Below are 17,003 nucleotides of genomic sequence, written 5' to 3' on the forward strand. Positions count from 1 at the left end.
AGCTAATTTAATAATTCGTTATTTACTGTACTTTCAGTAATTCATTGATTTTAGTAATAGATAGTCCAGTAATTCTCGCTACTTCTTCAATAGAGCTACCATTGTTTATCATCATTTTTATTAATTTAGCTTCACCCTCGGCTCTACCTCTAGCTTCTCCTCTAGCTTCTCCTATGGCTTCTCCTCTAGCTTTACCTCTGGCCTCTCCGATTTTGATACCATCTTGGAGTCCGATTTGAATCCCTTCTTCTTTCCATACTTGAGCTATACTAGGCATAAGTTCTTCTCCTTTTTCTTTAGTTAAACTATTTTTTAATATTTTTTCTAACTCTATTTTATCATTTTGCTCAATAAAGGTCAAAGTATAGCTCAATAGATTTCTTATATGGTCATAGCCTATTGTTATTTTACTCAATTTAGGCAAGAGATGAGAGATTTCTTGCCATCTTTTCAGTAATTGACGTTCGTGGATGTGCTTGAGGAAAAATAACAAAATTCCAGACCATATTTTTTTCTTGAGTTCTTCATCGGGGATGTCATGTACGTTAATAAGCTGACAATCATTCGTCCAAAAGCCTCTGGCTAAATCTGGATGGCTAAATAAATTTCATATATTGAGCGATGCGTTATATTTCTTCTTGCCATTATAAATTATTAGGGGATAAATTACTGGAAGGCGTTTAGCTTTAGGATTAGTAGTTAAATATCGATCACAAATATTAATCATATATTTAAATAACCTAAATGCCATCATTTTATCAACAGTACTTTGATGTTCCAATAGCAAAAAAATATAGCCATCCTGATCATTAAACTTAACAGAAAATAATACATCAGAAATAGTTTCAGAAAGGTCTGGCTCAATAAAACTATCTTTTTCTAATTTTACAGTTGTGCTATCGATTAAAGCCAACACATCTTTAGGCAAATGAGTTGCCAAAAATTCTTTAGCAACTATGGGATTCTCCATAGATTTGCGAAAGATTTCATCATGTTTTGGCTTGTCTAGAGTCATAATAAAATTTACTTATATATTCACCTTACCCACATCTATTAGCGAGAACACGTAGTGGTCGTGGCAATCCAAAAAAAATCATTACTTTAGTTATTAGACCTCTTTCAAAACTCGCTTATGCTGAGGAATTTGAAGGAGACGCGGAACGCAGAACCGCAGCGTACTCTAGCGTACGTGAGGATTCGAGTACCGCATCGACGTACAAATTACCAGCAGATTGCAGACAGCCTCCTAGATTGCCTTATGCAGGGAGTCTAGTGTATTGCCCACTTAATTTGCTTTAAATTAACACCTTCTTGAACCATCTCCCAAAGAGGACTCAGTTCTCTTAACTTGTTAATTTTTGACTTTATTAACTCTACAGCATAATCTATTTCTTTTTTAGTGGTAAATCTACCAATACCAAACCTAATCGATGTATGTGCCATTTCTTCGTCAACCCCCATAGCTCTTAACACATATGATGGCTCCAGTGAAGATGAGGTACAAGCTGAACCAGATGAAACGGCTAAATCCTTAATAGCCAATATCATTGACTCCCCTTCGACATAAGCAAAGCTTAAATTTAAATTTCCCTTATATCTCTTATGCATATCACCGTTTAAATAGACATCAGCAATTTGTTTAGTAATATTATTATAAAATCTATCAAAAAGCTCTTCTACTAGTTTAGCATCTTGCGACATTTCCGATAGAGCTAATTCAGCTGCTGCCCCGAGTCCAACAATTAAAGGAGTTGGGAGAGTTCCAGAACGCATACCTCTTTCCTGTCCACCACCATTTAAAATTGGCACTAATCGTACCCTAGGTTTTTTTCTTACATATAAGGCTCCAATACCTTTGGGACCATAAATTTTATGCCCAGAAATACTTGCCAAATCAATGTTACAATCATTAACATCTATGGGGATTTTACCATATCCTTGGGCAATATCTGAGTGAAAAAATACGCCTAATTCCCGACAAATTTTGCCAATTTCTTTAATTGGCTGAATAACACCGATTTCATTATTTACCGCCATCACCGATACCAGCATAGTTTGGTCGGTTATTGCATTTCTTAATTGCTGTAAATCAATCAAGCCATTTGTCTGAATTGGCAAATATGTTACCTTAAATCCTTCATTTTCTAAATGCCGACAAGCATCTAAAACGCATTTATGTTCACTTATCACTGTTATTATGTGATTTTTCTTACTACCATAGAATTTAGCAATACCTTTTATCGCTAAATTGTTAGATTCAGTAGCACCAGAAGTAAAAACAATTTCTTTAGAATCAGCACCAATAAGCCTTGCCACTTTCTCTCTTGACATTTCTACAGCTTCTTCAGCTTCCCAACCAAAGGAATGACTCCTAGAGTGCGGATTACCAAATTTAGTAGTAAAATACGGCAACATACATTCTAGAACCCTTGGATCCATAGGGGTTGTTGATTGATAATCCATATAAATTGGTAGCGATTTACCAGTTAATTTTACTTGTTGTCTTAATTTTTCTAATTTATCCATTTGAGTATACTTCTTCAAACGCTTTAATAAATGTCACAACATCTTCAATAGTTTGTTGATAATCGAAACTGATTCTAATCGAAGACCTAGCATCTTCCTCACTAACCCCCATAGAAGATAACACATGTGACTTGCCAACTTTTCCTGATGAACAGGCAGAGCCGGAACTCACCGCTATACCCCTTAAATCAAAAGCTATCAACTTAGTTTGTGCATCAGTTTCTGGCACAATCATCAAGGTAGTATTAGGTAGTCTTTCAACATTCTTTGACACTATTTTAACATTTTTATAGTTAAGTAAATTCTGCTCCAAATATGTTTGTAATTTCTTCATTTTATTATATCTATCTGCTAGCTCATTAGTAACTATTGATGATGCAAGCCCGAACGAGGCAATTGCCAGCACATTTTCTGTACCTGAGCGAATATTCCTCTCTTGCCCTCCGCCAATCATCATCGCTTTAAGCGTATTTCCTGCCTTAACAATCAACGCACTACTACCCTGCATTCCTCCTAATTTGTGAGCTGATATAGTAGCAAAATCAACAGCTAGTTCTTTAATATTGACCGGTATTTTGCCAACTGCTTGCACGCAATCACTATGAAATACCGCTCCATATTTTTGGGCAATTTTAACTAGCTGCTGTATGTTTTGTACAACACCACTTTCATTATTAGCCAACATCACAGAGACTAGCTTTTTACTAGCTTGACTAGTTGATAATAATTGCTCTAAATGTTCAATATCAACAATGCCATCACTATCAACGCGGATAATTTTAATATTATCCCGATATTTAGTGTGATCAAAGATCGATAAATGCTCTATACTAGAAACAAAAATTTCTCCATCGTAATAATTATTCATCAGCAAATTATTACTCTCTGTACCAGAGGAAGTAAAAATTACCTGATATTCCCTAGAGTTTATATCAGCTCCAACAGATTTCGCAACCTGCTGCCTAGCTATTTCTACTAAACTTCGAGCATAACGCCCCTTTGTATGAATAGAAGACGGATTATAATAGGTCTCTATCATCAAATTCTCCATCAGCTCTTTAACCTTAGGATGAATGTTAGTAGTAGCATTATGATCTAAATATAACATAAATTTTCAGCCCACTAATACAAAAGTTGTAAAAAAATAATTTTTATATTAGTTAATATAGGAAGTCAAGTATACCTAAAGCATATCAGCTATCGAAATAGTATCAAAATAATCCCTTATATGCCGACTTAAACCCAACCATAAATGATGGGCGTTACATTGCACTTTATTAGGTACGCAACTATTTCCAGATTTCCCTAAACATCTGGTCATTTCGATATTCTCATCTACCGCATCAATAATATTAGTAATCCTGATTTTATCTAATTTTTCATTAATGATATAACCACCTTTTCGACCTTTAGCTGATCTAACTATGTTAGCTTTCTTCAGTTTTGCAAAAATTTGCTCCAAATAATTAACCGGTATATGTTGTTTTGCTGAAATTTCAGCCAAGGTAACAGGCGTATCCGACATTTGTGATGCAATTTCTAAGATTGCCATCACCGCATATCGCCCTTTTGTAGTTAATTGCATACAAACGACTCCACCATTATAGCATATATCTTATAATATCCTACTAATTTAGTCAAGTATTCTATTAACAAAAAAATCCAATTGACAGTAGCGAAATTGGTAACTAAACTTTACTTATTAGGAGATTGTTTGCGATAACTAATAAATCAATAATCATATTATAAATTTTAAAATGGAGAGTAACCCATGTCTAAGAATCAAGATAATTATGAAACAGCAGAAGCAGAAATACAAGAATATGAGGAATTTTTTACCCCTTTAGAAGATATCCGAGCAAAGTTTGAGAAAAAGTCAGTAGAGGAAATCCGAGACTCTAGCATATTAGAGTTGGCTCAGTATTTTTGTGCTGCTTATCAGCTGATCGAACAGTATCAAATACAGAGCAAAAATCTTTCTGATTCCAGCAACAACAGGGAGGAGACAAAACACAAAGCGTATATCATCTATCTAGACGAACAAAGCAAACCTGATACAGACAAGTTTATAACAGCCTTTGATGCACTGAAAACTAAACTCCAAGTAGTACTAAACAGTAATTATGGTAATTCTGATATTAATGAGTCTTTCAAAACTTGGATAGCAGCAACTAAAGGGTGTCTGAATAATGTACAGAAAGAAGATTTTAATGCTTTTTTTAGCGAAATACCAGAAACAGACAAACCTTCAATTGAAAAAGAGGTGTTATTTACTTTCCTTGGTTTTAAGCAATTCGTAGAAAATCCTATTTACCAAGAATCTATGGAAAAGATTATCATAACAGATATTTCGGAAAAACAAGAATCTACTATTGAGATATGCGATAAAGAATTATCAGAAGAAAAAGCTGTATCTAATATAACCGAGCAGATATTGCAAATTTTGGATACTACTTTGGATACTGTACCTATAACTGGTTCTAATTTGGATGGCAATGATTTAGCTTAACTGGTTGATGAAACCTAAGTAAAGTAATTAATTAGTTATCGTAGGTAGCCTCCTAGCATAGTACTACAATTTTTATTCTATAAGTATTAAACAGCATAAAAACGTCATTGCGAGGAGGCGTAGGCCGATGAAACAATCAAATTAATATACTTCATGCATAAGTCAATCTAGTTGGTGATTTTGTCGTCGAAACTCGCCTCCGCTCCGTAACAATCGTCTATGTACGCAAAGGTAGTAGGCTTAGTTTCTCCTAAAAATCCCGAGGGTTTTTTGACTTATGCAGGAAGTCTAATAACTCCTTAAAGGCTTATTGCCAAATACGATCATATATTCAGACAATTATCGTATAAATATATCAAATTTGATGTATACATGATATATATAGCATCTTACTTCAAAAATTATCCTAAATGCGAATTTTCTGCAATTTATTGATTATTAAAATTATTATTTTATTGCCGGTTTGTGGTTTGGCACAATTTAAACAGCAAGGAATAAACAAACAGTTTAGCTTTTTGTCAACAGATTATGTTGAATATAACCACAAGGAACAATTTATTTATGCTAAAGGTAATGTTCAAATTATATTGGATAGTTACTTTCTAACAGCTAATTCCTTGATTTACGATATAGAACAAGATACATTATGGGCTGAGGGGAATGTTAAAATTATAGATCAGCAAAATAGAGTTATTTTGGGAGAATTTGTCGTATTAAAAGATAAGTTAAAGGCAGGAATAATTTCAGATTTTATTTTATATTTTGGTGATAATACTCTTTTAGCAGCAAAATTAGCGGAAAGAGTTAATAAAGATGTTTTTCGTTTGCATAATAGTACCTTTACCCCATGTAAAATACTATGCAACCAAAAACCTATTTGGCAAGTTTCTGCCAAAAATACTGAAATAGATATTAATAAGAACATAATGGTTTATAAGCATCTATTTTTTGAGATATATGGTGTCCCAATCTTCTATACACCATATTTTTCTCACCCAACACCTAAGGCTCCTGCAAAATCAGGAATATTGATGCCTGAATGGCGGGATAACGCTTTGGGGATACCACTATATTATAGAGCTAAATCCAATCTAGATTTTACTCTAACTCCTAGGTTTTTTTGGAAAAAACATGATACTACATATACGATTTTTGAACTAGAAACTCGTTACAAACCAAATGAAAGTGATTATATATCTTTAGATGCTAACTATGGTAAAGTACCCTACTCTTTAAATGATGGTGATATAACGATAAAAAACACTAAGGTAAACTCATATTATCTATTAAGCAATGGTAACTTCATCAAGAATGATTATCGATACGGATTTAGGCTGGAACGTACTTCTGATAAAGCTTACTTAAAAAACTATTATAATAATTATACTTCATATTTGACATCTAAGTTATATTTGGAACATGTCAATAATTACAATTACTCATTAGTGGAGGGAATGTATTTTGAAGGATTGGGAATAAATGATTCTAGTAGTACCAGTCCATTAATTTTCCCCAAGGTCAGAACCAAGAATGTTATACCTTTAAATGATGATGAAACTACTAACCTAGTCGTTGAGAATAATGCATTAATCTATAAAGAAAAAAGCGGAAGAGAACTAGGGCAAGTTGCATTACAACTGGCAGTAGATAATAATTTCTTAACTTCATCTGGTCATTTATTTAATGTTACCTTGCGGAATAGAGCAGATGTCTATTTTATTAATCACCTATATTTAAATGATTATAGGACTAACAAGGTTCTCACTAGAAATATACCAGAAATTCAAAATACTTGGCGTTATCCATTAGTTGGATCAATCTTTGATAAAGCTAGCCTGTTTGTTGAACCAATTATATCAGCAACTATCGGACGTAAACATAATTCTAATAAGAAATTTTCTTTTATCGATCCGTCAAAATATGAACTATCAGAAAATAATATATTCAGTTCGAATCGCTATAGTGGTATAGATTACCATGAATTTGGCAATAGATTAAGTTATGGTGTTAACTCTTCTATACTTTCAGAACAAAATTATTCAAGTGTATTTCTAGGACAAACCTATAATACTAATCTTATTAATAGTAAATCTGTTGATAATATTGAAAATGTTGGAAGAATTTCCAGTAGTCTTTCTGATAAAATAGAATTGTTCTATAGATTTAGAAAAAGTAAGAATTTTAAGCCCATTAGAGATGAATTAGGTGGAAGCCTTAATTCTAAGACAATTCAGTTAACTGCTGGATTTGTTCGGATTTTAAATTTACGGAAATATTATTCTACAGATGAATTAATTGATAGCAAAGTAAGACAACTTTATTATAATCTCACTTATCAATTAGCAGAAAATTGGTCCATTGCCTATGATATGAGAATAGATTGGTCAAAAGACAAAATAAATATTCTTTCTAAGAGTATCCAGGTGACATACTTGAATGATTGTGTTAGAATAGCCGGAAAACTTTCAGACAATTATATGGGAGATAGTAGTCGGGGGATAAAAAAGACTTTTGCTGTTCCTACTATTTCTGTAGGTTTAAAAATATTAAATATGTGAGCCTAAAATATGAAGAAGTTAAATATGAAGCATTTATTTTGTTTAGTTACCATCATTTTTAATCTAACTATAACAAAAGCAGAGTTATCTAATATAGTTGCATTAGTTAATAATGAACCAATTACCTTACATGAATTTCTAGCTAGAAAACACATGATTATGGCACTTAACAATATTCCTAATCCTGATTCTCAAACAAATAAGCAACTTGATAAGATGGCAATTAACAGCATGATTGATGATGTATTACTTTATCAATCTGTAAACGGTAAAAAAAGTTCTGATAGTGAGATAAATGAGTCTATAGAAACCATCGAGCAACGTAATAAAATGCCAAAAGGGCAGTTAATTACGTTTTTGAAAAGTAAATCTGTAGATATTAATAATTTTAAATCCCAGATAGGTGCCGAAATTATCAAAATGAACATTTTATCTAGTATTTCAAGATCAGTTGCTATTAGTGCAAAAGAAGTTAATGATATAATATTAGCGACAAATTCAAAAGATGCGGAAGTATCAGCACAGATTTTTACTTCACAAGATAAAGATGATAAAACTTTGCATAAGATGTGTGATTTACAAAAACGTCTTAAAAATTGTTCTGATGTCAAAGAATCTTTATATAAAGATTTTTCTACATTAGAGGTAATTAATCAGAATTTAAGTACTCTAGATTCTACGCTGCAAACAATTTTCAGAGATTTAAATACAGGAGAAAAAAGTAATGTTTTCGAGATGCAAGATGGATTTAAATTAATCTTAATGTGCGACAAAAAGATGATTAATGTTACTAGCGATGAAAATAATTACGTAGTAAATTTGTTAGCTAATAAGAAAATGTCGCAAAAAGCACAAAAATACTTTGATGATATGCGTAAAAAAGCATATATCAAAATAATGCTACCTTTGTGATACACTCAAATAATTTGAGTGCTTTACCTTCAATTGCAAAGCATGCTAGCAAACATGGTATTGCTCCTATTAAGAAATATGGTCAAAATTTCATTTTTGATAGTAGCCTATGTGATAAAATAGTTCGAGTTAGTGGACTGCAAGAAAATGATTTGGTCTTAGAGATTGGTCCTGGTACAGCTGGACTCACTAGAGCTATCCTTGCCTGTAACCCTAAATCTTTAACTGTCATTGAAACTGACGTTAGATGTATACCTTTACTTATGGAAATAAGAGAACTGTCCCCTAATCTGCACATTATTCATTCGGATGCTACTAAATTTGATCTATCAGCTTTAAGTACTAACAAAATAACTATTATTTCAAACTTACCTTACCAAATAGGTACAGAGTTAATCATAAAATGGTTAAAAAAATTACCATTAATAAGTAGTATGACTTTAATGCTGCAAAAGGAGGTTGTAGACCGAATATGTGGTAAAGTTGGTACAAAATCCTATGGAAGATTATCAATAATATGTCAGTTACTTTGTTCAGTTGAAAAATGCTTTGATGTTAATCCGCAAGCTTTCTACCCTGTACCAAAAGTTAACTCGGCTATAGTTAAACTCGTACCTTATAACAATAATGCATTAACAGCTGAACTAATTGAAAAAGTCGAGTTAATAACTAGACTAGCCTTTGGCAAGCGACGTAAAATGATTAAATCATCTTTAAAGACACTAACCTCGTGTATAGAAGATCTGCTAGCAGAATTAAAAATTGATAATTCTTCGCGATCTGAAAATTTATCACCACAAGATTATTTATCTTTAGCAAAATTATATTCAAATGAATTACTATATAGCTAGCTTGTTACGTTTCTTGCCATTCTTATCTACACCGTAAATTTAAAAAATTCTTTTTGCAATATCTATACCAATTGTAGTAATCTTCATCTTGGGTTTATTCCTATTTCTAGAAGATTAGTATATGCTTCTCTTTCTGTAAGTTGGGTATATCCATTACGTTACTTAAGTTTTATGTCCCAATTCTTTAAATTATTTGAGCATATATCATGCCAAATTATTTTGGAAATTATGACAAAGATTTTCAATTGCTTGCTCATAAGCAATAAGCTCCGGTATAGTCCAATTAAACCGGACAAAAATATCATATGCATTATTTATCTCAGTATTAATATCGGCAATTCTTACATTAGAGAATAACTTCCTTATTAACTTTGTTTCCTGCGTTCTTTTATATTCATCATGGTTTGCTGTACCAAATTCTGCTATATTATGCATCTCTCTGGTTCGTATTTGTATTTCTATGTTACGTTTACAGATATCAACTACAGCTATGACATGCAAAGAACGGTAACCATTATTCTTAGGATTATCAATATAATTTTTAGACTTTTCTATATTAACAGAATAGATACTATAAATAATATCTAATACTTTATAACAATCTTCTTGTTTGTCAACTATAACCCTAAAAGCAACTAGGTCAGTTAATTCTTTCAAAGCAATAGTCTTTCGTAATACCTTCTTTAAAATAGAATAAGGGTCTTTTAATCTGTAATATACTTCAGCTACTATGTCATTTTCATACAGTTTAGTACTAATAGCACCCATGATATTACGTAAATCGTTAGCATTTGTATCTTGCATAATTGATACTCTAGAAAGCCATGTAGTGAATTTGTTTAAAAATATTAGAAAGGAAACCCTTTAATTATAACATACTAATGTTATCATATAATAATTGGTTTATCAATTATTATTAAAAGATCGTCAATATGAAATTGGTTTTTTACTTAAAACTTATGATGTAAGTAGACGATGAATTTACTGGTACGGCTACAATGCTTATAACTCTAAAACGTAAATCGTAACTGTATGGTGCCACCATATTGATTGTTATTACAAAATTTATTATATCTATCATTATAACTAATATTTACCTATATGTTAAGTGTCGTTACTAGAAATGATTCAGTCTATTTTGAGACGGGAAATTACCAAGAAGCAGTTAAAAATTATGACAAAGCAATACAACTATGTAAAGATGATTCTAAAGTAACGCGAGTTGCCAATTAATTTTGGTTATAAAAGGCTTCTATTGGAAGTAAATTATTGTTTTTATTAAAATAAAATTAGTTGACTATTTAATTTAAGTTATATTTATTCTTATCCCGTATCCGTGTCTTGAGATTCTGCTATTGACCTAATAAGTTCAACTATTTTTTGTCTAATCTGCTGATTTTGAATTCTGGTAAATACTTTAATAAGATAGGATAATTCTTTTCCTGTATTGTATTTTAAAGGTACTAAATATTCTACCTTATCCTCTGCAATAATATCATTCAAAAACCTATTATCATCTTGTGTATCAAATAGGTAATCATCTGATGTATCAGTATCTTCATCTGTATCAAGAAAATACTTGATAGATACATTTAATAATTTTGCAAAAAAATACAATATACTACCAGCTATCGGGGTAGTAGCATCTTCATATCTTTGTATCTGCTTTACACTAAGATTAATAGCTTCACTCAATTCTTGTTGGCTTATACCCAACATTATACGACGTTTTTTTAAACGCATACCTATAATTAAGTTTATTTTTTCTTTTGGTTTATTAGATTCATCCATTATGATAATAATTTAATACTTATCTATCTATTTCAACTAATAATACAAAGCTATAGCTTAATCAAGTAATTTTTCATCGATATTAATAAATTTATTATTTGCAGAAACTTAGGCTCTGTGAACAAAAATCATTTAATTTAATAAAAATATTCTAAAAACACTTAGTGCTTTTAACTTTTTACTATATTATCTATATTAGCTCGGGAATTTAACCATAATTATGTGTAATTATATATGACCATTATGTCTGATAATTGGATAAGAAAAATGTCTGTAGAACGTAATATGATTGCACCTTTTACCGATACGCAGATTAAATTAAATAACTCAGAGAGAATTATTTCTTATGGTTTATCTTCGTATGGTTATGATGCAAGAGTCTCAAAGGAATTCAAAATATTTACTAATATCAATTCGGCAATAGTTGATCCCAAGAATTTCACTGAATGCAGCTTGGTAGATAGAGAGGTTGATGTTTGTATTATTCCACCAAACAGTTTTGCCTTAGCAAGAACAATTGAATATTTTAAGATTCCAAGAGATGTATTAGTTATTTGTGTTGGTAAATCAACCTATGCAAGATGCGGTATAATTGTTAACGTAACACCATTAGAACCTGAATGGGAAGGACATGTAACATTAGAGTTTTCTAATACTACTCCATTGCCGGCGAAAATTTATGCTAATGAGGGAGCGTGTCAATTTTTATTTTTAAAAGGCGATCAAATTTGTAATACATCTTATGCTGATCGTCATGGAAAATATATGAAACAGCAAGGTGTTACCTTGCCAAGAACTTAAAAATCTTAATATAAAAGGACTATTTGTTATGAAAGACTCTAATCCACAAGATATGCCACATATCGCTATTAATGCTCAATATATAAAGGATTTTTCTTTTGAAAGTCCAGATGCTCCAGAATCTTTAGTATCTTTGGAACGTAATCCACAAATTGATTTATTCTTAGACCTTAATATTTCTAATTTACCTGAAGAAAATTTTTATGAGGTAGAATTAAGTATAGAAGCTAAAGCAATGAGCGAAAAGCATAAGCTATTTATAGTAGACTTGAAATATGCTGGGGTTTTTAACTTAATTAATATAGCAGAAGATCAACACCAGATGATATTAGCGATTCATTGTCCAGCAATGATCTTCCCATTTGCAAGAAAGATTATTTCTGATGCCACTCAGGATGGAGGGTTCCAGCCATTGATGATTGATCCAATTGATTTTGGTGCTTTATATCACAAGAAAATGCGAGAAAGTGAAAATTAACTATAACCCTAGGCATGAGCATTCGCGGTTTTTTTGCTATTTTATTATAATGGATAAAAAATATGCTCGCCAAGCGTCTACTAGCTAGGAGCCTCTGTGCGGTGACACTGCAATCCAAGAAAAATCTTAAAACAATTTGAATTGCTTCGTCTCCACTAAAATGGCTCCTCGCTAATAGACTATTAGAAAACATCTTTTTTCCTTAAACTGGCACATATGTACTATAGCTACACAATGACATTGTCCTTTAAGTGTAATCATAGTCCCTACAATTGGTCCTCTATTGCCACCCTGAACTCATAAAAAAAATAGTTAATTTTAGTTAAAATTCAGATAAAATTCTCTAGACACTGTTAACAAAGATCTATGAATATAGAAGAAGATATGATATATTTAAGATATATTAAGTAGAATACCAAATTCGTGTGATAACGTATTTTTTAAGTAACCGTGATCAAAATGAAACATCGCTTTAATTTATTGCTTATATTTATCTGGTTTTATCAATTTTTTATCTCTCCCTTACTTGGTATTAATTGCCGTTTTTATCCGTCATGTTCAGAATATGCTAAATCAGCAATAATGATGCATGGTAATATAAAAGGACTCTGGTTATTTATTAAGAGAATAATCAGGTGCAATCCTTTTTGTCAAGGTGGATGTGACCCTGTACCTATAGATGTTTTATCTTCACATAAAGGTAAAAACCATAATAGGTTATAGACTTTCAGGATATTTTTCTAGGTAATTTTTTAATTTATGTACCGAGATAGTTGAAATCCATGAAAAAATTGGTATATTAACAACTTAACATTGTCGTACTTAAGTAAAAGTATGCGGCTGTTTTTATTGTTTTAAAGTCAAAACTTTCTTAGATAGGAATAGTCATTTATATTATTGTTGGATTCTAAGTCTAATAAAGAAGTTGATATATTATTCATTAACATGTATAATTCTGGACTTGGGAAATATTGCAAATAATATAATTTTTACTAACTATATGGTAAAATAATATTGATATAATAATGGTAATATGAAAAATAATAGTGCATTAGTAACTCAAGTAGCAAACCCTCTAAACAGAGCTCTTGAGAAGTGCAAGATTGCTTTTTGGGTAGTTTTTAGCTTCGCGTTCGTTATTAACTTATTAATGTTGATAACTCCTCTTTATTCCTTGCAAGTTCTCGATCGAGTTATAGGAAGCGGTAACACATGGACATTAATGTGGTTATCTATTATTATTGGCACAATCTATTTTATTTACGGATTATTACAAATTGCTAGATCATTCACCTTAATTAAAGTTGGTGAGTGGTTGGATAAAACAGTTGCCCCTGTAATTTTTGGTCACTCTATTTCAGCTGCTGCAACCCGTACTAATACTGGTGCTAGCCAATTACTTCGTGATTTTCAAACAATAAAAACTTTTGTAACTAGTGCTGGTATTAATACTTTATTTGATGCCCCTTGGAGTGTTGTCTATATAGTAGTAATTTTCTTAATTCACCCATATATTGGGATTTTAACATTAGTTGGTGCTATTATTATCGTATCTACGGCTTTCTTTAATGCTGCAGCAACTAATAGAACTCTTGGCGAGGCTACTGAATTCTCGATAAAGGGTATGACCCAAGCTGATATTGCTAATAGGAATTCAGAAGTTGTAGAAGCTATGGGGATGATGAAAAATGTCACGGCAAATTGGCACCAATTTAATATTGCTGCTTTGGAGAAGCAATCCATTGCTAGTTATCGTAATGGTGCTATCTCTAATTTTTCTAGATTTATTCGTAATATTATGCAAATGCTTGTAACTGGTATTGGAGCTTATGTTGTTGTTAGTACTTCAGGAAGAGATATGACTACTGGGGGTATGATTATGAGCTCCATCATAGTTGGCAGAGCTTTAGCACCTTTCGATAATGCTATTGAGCTATGGAAAAGTATGAGTGGAGCTCTAAAATCTTATAAAAATATCAATCAGTTATTTGCTTCGTATAAATCAAGAGAAGAAGCAATGCCCATCCCAAATGTTGAAGGACATTTAACTGTAGAAAATATTTATTATTCGTTTCCAGTGCCTCCACATATGCCACAACCACCAGTACCAAGATATATTTTGAAGGGAGTGTCCTTTGCCGTTCAGCCTGGTGAAGTATTAGCAGTTATAGGACCTTCTGCTGCAGGTAAGTCAACTTTAGCTAAGGTGCTAGTTGGGGTATGGAAAGCCTCATCAGGAACTGTTAGACTTGATAGTGGGGAAATTTATCGCTGGAATAGAGAAGACTTTGGTAAGCATGTAGGATATTTGCCACAAGGGATAGAATTATTTAGTGGTAGCATAAAACAGAATATAGCTAGGATGGCTGAAAATGCTGATCCAGAAAAAGTAATTGAGGCAGCTAAAATTGCCGGGGCTCATGAGATGATCTTAAGATTACCGGATGGTTACGATTCGGATATTGGATCAGCTGGCTCTAATCTCTCTGGTGGACAAAAACAACGTGTTGGTCTTGCTAGAGCATTTTATGGTAATCCTAAATTAATTATTTTAGATGAACCTAATGCTAATCTTGATGAAGCTGGCGAAATAGCCTTATCAAATTCTTTAAAGCAAGCAAAATCTAAGGGTATTGCTGTAGTTGTTATCTCTCATAGACCTTCTGTATTATCAGTGGTAGATAAGATATTGGTATTACAAGATGGAGCTGTAGCTCTTTATGGTACTCAAGAAGAAATGCAAAATCGGGTTAAACTGTTACAAAGCGGTGTAATTCATATTAACGAATAAAATTTAAATATATGGAAGAAAAGCCAACTAATAAGCCAGCATTTACAGCGGAGCAACTTAAACAGCTGTTGTCGCTACAAAATGACTTGATACACGCGAATAAATCAAAGGGAGGTGTTCTATCACAAAAGATGGTAGTAGGTCTTTCTAAGGCAATTCAAAATACGTTATATTACCTTGATCGTTTCGTCAATTTTGTTACAAAAAATAATGATGTTGATCGCAATGATGTAGTACAAACTGCTAGAGCTCCTATTCTTTTTGGGGTATATATAATAATCTTCTTTGTATTAGTTGGAGGTTTGTGGGGAAGTCTTGCTCCTCTTGATAGTGCTGCTGTGGCAGTGGGTGTTGTTGTAGCAAATAGTAACAAGAAGATAATTCAACACCAAGAAGGAGGTATTATTTCCAATATTTTTGTTAAACAAGGTGACAAAGTTAAAGCAGGTGACAAATTAGTAGAGTTGGAAGATACAAAAATTAAGTCCCAGTATGAAAGTACTTTAAGTCAATATAGACACGCTTTGGCGACAGAAAGTCGATTAATTGCTGAAAGAGATAATCAAGATCAGATTAAGTTTCCAGAATTATTAATAGAAGCGATGAATCTACCTGAAGTAGTAAGGATTGTACATACTCAAGAAAATTTGTTTAGCTCTAAAAAAGAAGTATATAAAAGCGAAAAAAATGCCTTACATCAAAGGATCGAGCAATTGAATAAAAAGGTAGAAGGGCTGCAAGCTAAGAAGGTTGCTTATGTCAAGAGTCTAGAAGTTGCTAAGGATCGTTTAAAAGCAATGCACACTTTGCATGAAAAAGGTTTTGCCCAAAAAGCCGCTCTATTAGAGCTTGAGTCTAAGGAAGCTAATTTCAAAAGTGAAATAGCTATGACAGAAACTGAAATTGCTGGTACTAAACATGCGATCATAGAAAGTGAGATTAGTATTATTAACTTACAGAACAAATATACAGAAAGAACCTTAACTGAACTAAAAGAGGCTCAAGTACAAGTAGCTCATCTAAAAGAGCAATTTAATGCTCTCAAAGACTCCTTGAGTCGTACAGTTATTAAATCACCAGTGGATGGTATTATAAATGTATTGAACTATCACACAATAGGTGGAGTAGTTTCACCAGGTAATCCAATTCTAGAGATTTCTCCAACTAATGATATTTTGGTAATAGAAGCAAAGGTTCCACAGAAGAACATAGATTCCGTACATGAAGGTCTGGTAGCAAAGATTCGCTTTAGTGCTTTTAAATCTAGAACAACGCCGTTATTTACTGGTAAAGTAATTGGAATATCTCCTGATACTGTACAAGATAGAAACCAAATGCAACAAAGTCCAGAGACTTTTTACACTGCTAGAATTGAGATTGATCTGAATGAGTTTAATAAGATCGCAAAAGCTAGAAAATTAGAACTACATCCCGGCATGCAGGCGGAAGTCCAAATTGTCACTGGTACAAGGACTCTCCTAAGATATTTACTTGATCCTATTACTGATACTATGTTCAGAGCATTTAAAGAGAAATGATAACCCTAACTATTTCATAGTAGTTTTATCATAATTCTAACTAATTTAAATTACAGGAGATTGTAATATTATCAATTACGCATGAATATTGCCAATAACCATTTCTTTAGAAAATTAGCAATCATAGGTGAACAAAATTTTAATTGTCTAGATTTTGAGTGTTTTTAAGTGAAAATCTTATAATTTGCAGCTAAAAAGAGTCAAAATCTAGACAATTAAAATTTTGTTCACAGAGCTTAATGGTCGTG

Annotated in this window: 15 protein-coding genes and 1 pseudogene; 10 read left to right on the forward strand and 6 right to left on the reverse strand. The window is 32.2% G+C overall.

What is annotated here, in order from left to right:
• Positions 1–22: 22 nt before the first annotated feature.
• The 4 genes and pseudogenes from ACFELY_RS03385 to ACFELY_RS03405 form a co-directional block, all read right to left on the reverse strand.
• Positions 23–1,015: pseudogene (locus ACFELY_RS03385) on the reverse strand (Rpn family recombination-promoting nuclease/putative transposase).
• Positions 1,016–1,269: 254 nt separating this feature from the next.
• Positions 1,270–2,526, reverse strand: coding sequence for an IscS subfamily cysteine desulfurase (locus ACFELY_RS03395; protein ID WP_375333636.1), 1,257 nt, complete (start codon positions 2,524–2,526; stop codon positions 1,270–1,272).
• Positions 2,519–3,634 (reverse strand): cysteine desulfurase family protein, encoded by a 1,116-nt coding sequence (locus ACFELY_RS03400; protein ID WP_094649487.1) that lies wholly within the window; start codon positions 3,632–3,634, stop codon positions 2,519–2,521. The genes ACFELY_RS03395 and ACFELY_RS03400 overlap by 8 nt, the downstream gene beginning before the upstream one ends.
• A gap of 75 nt (positions 3,635–3,709) precedes the next feature.
• Positions 3,710–4,111, reverse strand: coding sequence for an Rrf2 family transcriptional regulator (locus tag ACFELY_RS03405; protein WP_341748629.1), 402 nt, complete (start codon positions 4,109–4,111; stop codon positions 3,710–3,712).
• Positions 4,112–4,297: 186 nt separating this feature from the next.
• Between ACFELY_RS03405 and ACFELY_RS03410 the strand changes: the two genes are divergently transcribed.
• The 4 genes from ACFELY_RS03410 (at position 4,298) to rsmA (ending at position 9,356) form a co-directional block, all read left to right on the forward strand.
• Complete coding sequence (locus ACFELY_RS03410; RefSeq protein WP_375333637.1) at positions 4,298–5,035, forward strand: hypothetical protein; 738 nt, start codon at positions 4,298–4,300, stop codon at positions 5,033–5,035.
• Between the two features lie 410 nt (positions 5,036–5,445).
• Complete coding sequence (locus ACFELY_RS03415; RefSeq protein WP_375333638.1) at positions 5,446–7,593, forward strand: LPS-assembly protein LptD; 2,148 nt, start codon at positions 5,446–5,448, stop codon at positions 7,591–7,593.
• 24 nt (positions 7,594–7,617) lie between these two features.
• Positions 7,618–8,505, forward strand: a complete 888-nt coding sequence (locus tag ACFELY_RS03420; protein WP_375333639.1) for a hypothetical protein — start codon at positions 7,618–7,620, stop codon at positions 8,503–8,505.
• A 14-nt stretch (positions 8,506–8,519) separates the two neighbouring features.
• Positions 8,520–9,356, forward strand: a complete 837-nt coding sequence (gene rsmA / locus ACFELY_RS03425) for a 16S rRNA (adenine(1518)-N(6)/adenine(1519)-N(6))-dimethyltransferase RsmA (protein WP_375334126.1) — start codon at positions 8,520–8,522, stop codon at positions 9,354–9,356.
• 204 nt (positions 9,357–9,560) lie between these two features.
• Here rsmA and ACFELY_RS03430 read toward each other — a convergent pair whose 3' ends face one another.
• On the reverse strand, positions 9,561–10,160 hold the full coding sequence (locus ACFELY_RS03430) for a bifunctional (p)ppGpp synthetase/guanosine-3',5'-bis(diphosphate) 3'-pyrophosphohydrolase (RefSeq protein WP_375330072.1): 600 nt from the start codon (positions 10,158–10,160) through the stop codon (positions 9,561–9,563).
• 297 nt (positions 10,161–10,457) lie between these two features.
• Between ACFELY_RS03430 and ACFELY_RS03435 the strand changes: the two genes are divergently transcribed.
• Positions 10,458–10,589: a tetratricopeptide repeat protein gene (locus tag ACFELY_RS03435; protein ID WP_375333640.1), complete on the forward strand. Its 132-nt coding sequence runs from the start codon at positions 10,458–10,460 to the stop codon at positions 10,587–10,589.
• 90 nt (positions 10,590–10,679) lie between these two features.
• On the opposite strand, the gene ACFELY_RS03440 is transcribed toward ACFELY_RS03435, so the two are convergent.
• Entirely contained in the window at positions 10,680–11,147 is a 468-nt protein-coding gene (locus ACFELY_RS03440) for a helix-turn-helix domain-containing protein (RefSeq protein ID WP_375333641.1), read from the reverse strand.
• Between the two features lie 234 nt (positions 11,148–11,381).
• Here ACFELY_RS03440 and dcd point away from each other — a divergent pair, with 234 nt between their 5' ends.
• The 5 genes from dcd to ACFELY_RS03465 all read left to right on the forward strand — a co-directional run bounded on the left by dcd (position 11,382) and on the right by ACFELY_RS03465 (position 16,755).
• Positions 11,382–11,948, forward strand: coding sequence for a dCTP deaminase (gene dcd, locus ACFELY_RS03445; RefSeq protein ID WP_375333642.1), 567 nt, complete (start codon positions 11,382–11,384; stop codon positions 11,946–11,948).
• A gap of 28 nt (positions 11,949–11,976) precedes the next feature.
• Positions 11,977–12,426: a protein-export chaperone SecB gene (gene secB / locus ACFELY_RS03450; RefSeq protein WP_375333643.1), complete on the forward strand. Its 450-nt coding sequence runs from the start codon at positions 11,977–11,979 to the stop codon at positions 12,424–12,426.
• Positions 12,427–12,885: 459 nt separating this feature from the next.
• Positions 12,886–13,149, forward strand: coding sequence for a membrane protein insertion efficiency factor YidD (yidD, locus tag ACFELY_RS03455; protein WP_341759535.1), 264 nt, complete (start codon positions 12,886–12,888; stop codon positions 13,147–13,149).
• A 310-nt stretch (positions 13,150–13,459) separates the two neighbouring features.
• On the forward strand, positions 13,460–15,217 hold the full coding sequence (locus tag ACFELY_RS03460; RefSeq protein WP_375333644.1) for a type I secretion system permease/ATPase: 1,758 nt from the start codon (positions 13,460–13,462) through the stop codon (positions 15,215–15,217).
• A gap of 11 nt (positions 15,218–15,228) precedes the next feature.
• Positions 15,229–16,755, forward strand: coding sequence for an HlyD family type I secretion periplasmic adaptor subunit (locus ACFELY_RS03465; protein ID WP_375333645.1), 1,527 nt, complete (start codon positions 15,229–15,231; stop codon positions 16,753–16,755).
• Positions 16,756–17,003: the final 248 nt, after the last annotated feature.

Origin of the sequence: Candidatus Tisiphia endosymbiont of Xenochironomus xenolabis, from assembly GCF_964264705.1 — a bacterium.
Taxonomy (GTDB): Bacteria; Pseudomonadota; Alphaproteobacteria; order Rickettsiales; family Rickettsiaceae; genus Tisiphia.

Coding starts and splice junctions, on each gene's coding strand:
- ACFELY_RS03395 (WP_375333636.1), bottom strand. CDS start 2,526: ATGGATAAATTAGAAAAATTAAGACAACAAGTAAAATTAACTGGTAAA.
- ACFELY_RS03400 (WP_094649487.1), bottom strand. CDS start 3,634: ATGTTATATTTAGATCATAATGCTACTACTAACATTCATCCTAAGGTT.
- ACFELY_RS03405 (WP_341748629.1), bottom strand. CDS start 4,111: ATGCAATTAACTACAAAAGGGCGATATGCGGTGATGGCAATCTTAGAA.
- ACFELY_RS03410 (WP_375333637.1), top strand. CDS start 4,298: ATGTCTAAGAATCAAGATAATTATGAAACAGCAGAAGCAGAAATACAA.
- ACFELY_RS03415 (WP_375333638.1), top strand. CDS start 5,446: ATGCGAATTTTCTGCAATTTATTGATTATTAAAATTATTATTTTATTG.
- ACFELY_RS03420 (WP_375333639.1), top strand. CDS start 7,618: ATGAAGCATTTATTTTGTTTAGTTACCATCATTTTTAATCTAACTATA.
- ACFELY_RS03430 (WP_375330072.1), bottom strand. CDS start 10,160: ATGCAAGATACAAATGCTAACGATTTACGTAATATCATGGGTGCTATT.
- ACFELY_RS03435 (WP_375333640.1), top strand. CDS start 10,458: ATGTTAAGTGTCGTTACTAGAAATGATTCAGTCTATTTTGAGACGGGA.
- ACFELY_RS03440 (WP_375333641.1), bottom strand. CDS start 11,147: ATGGATGAATCTAATAAACCAAAAGAAAAAATAAACTTAATTATAGGT.
- dcd (WP_375333642.1), top strand. CDS start 11,382: ATGACCATTATGTCTGATAATTGGATAAGAAAAATGTCTGTAGAACGT.
- secB (WP_375333643.1), top strand. CDS start 11,977: ATGAAAGACTCTAATCCACAAGATATGCCACATATCGCTATTAATGCT.
- yidD (WP_341759535.1), top strand. CDS start 12,886: ATGAAACATCGCTTTAATTTATTGCTTATATTTATCTGGTTTTATCAA.
- ACFELY_RS03460 (WP_375333644.1), top strand. CDS start 13,460: ATGAAAAATAATAGTGCATTAGTAACTCAAGTAGCAAACCCTCTAAAC.
- ACFELY_RS03465 (WP_375333645.1), top strand. CDS start 15,229: ATGGAAGAAAAGCCAACTAATAAGCCAGCATTTACAGCGGAGCAACTT.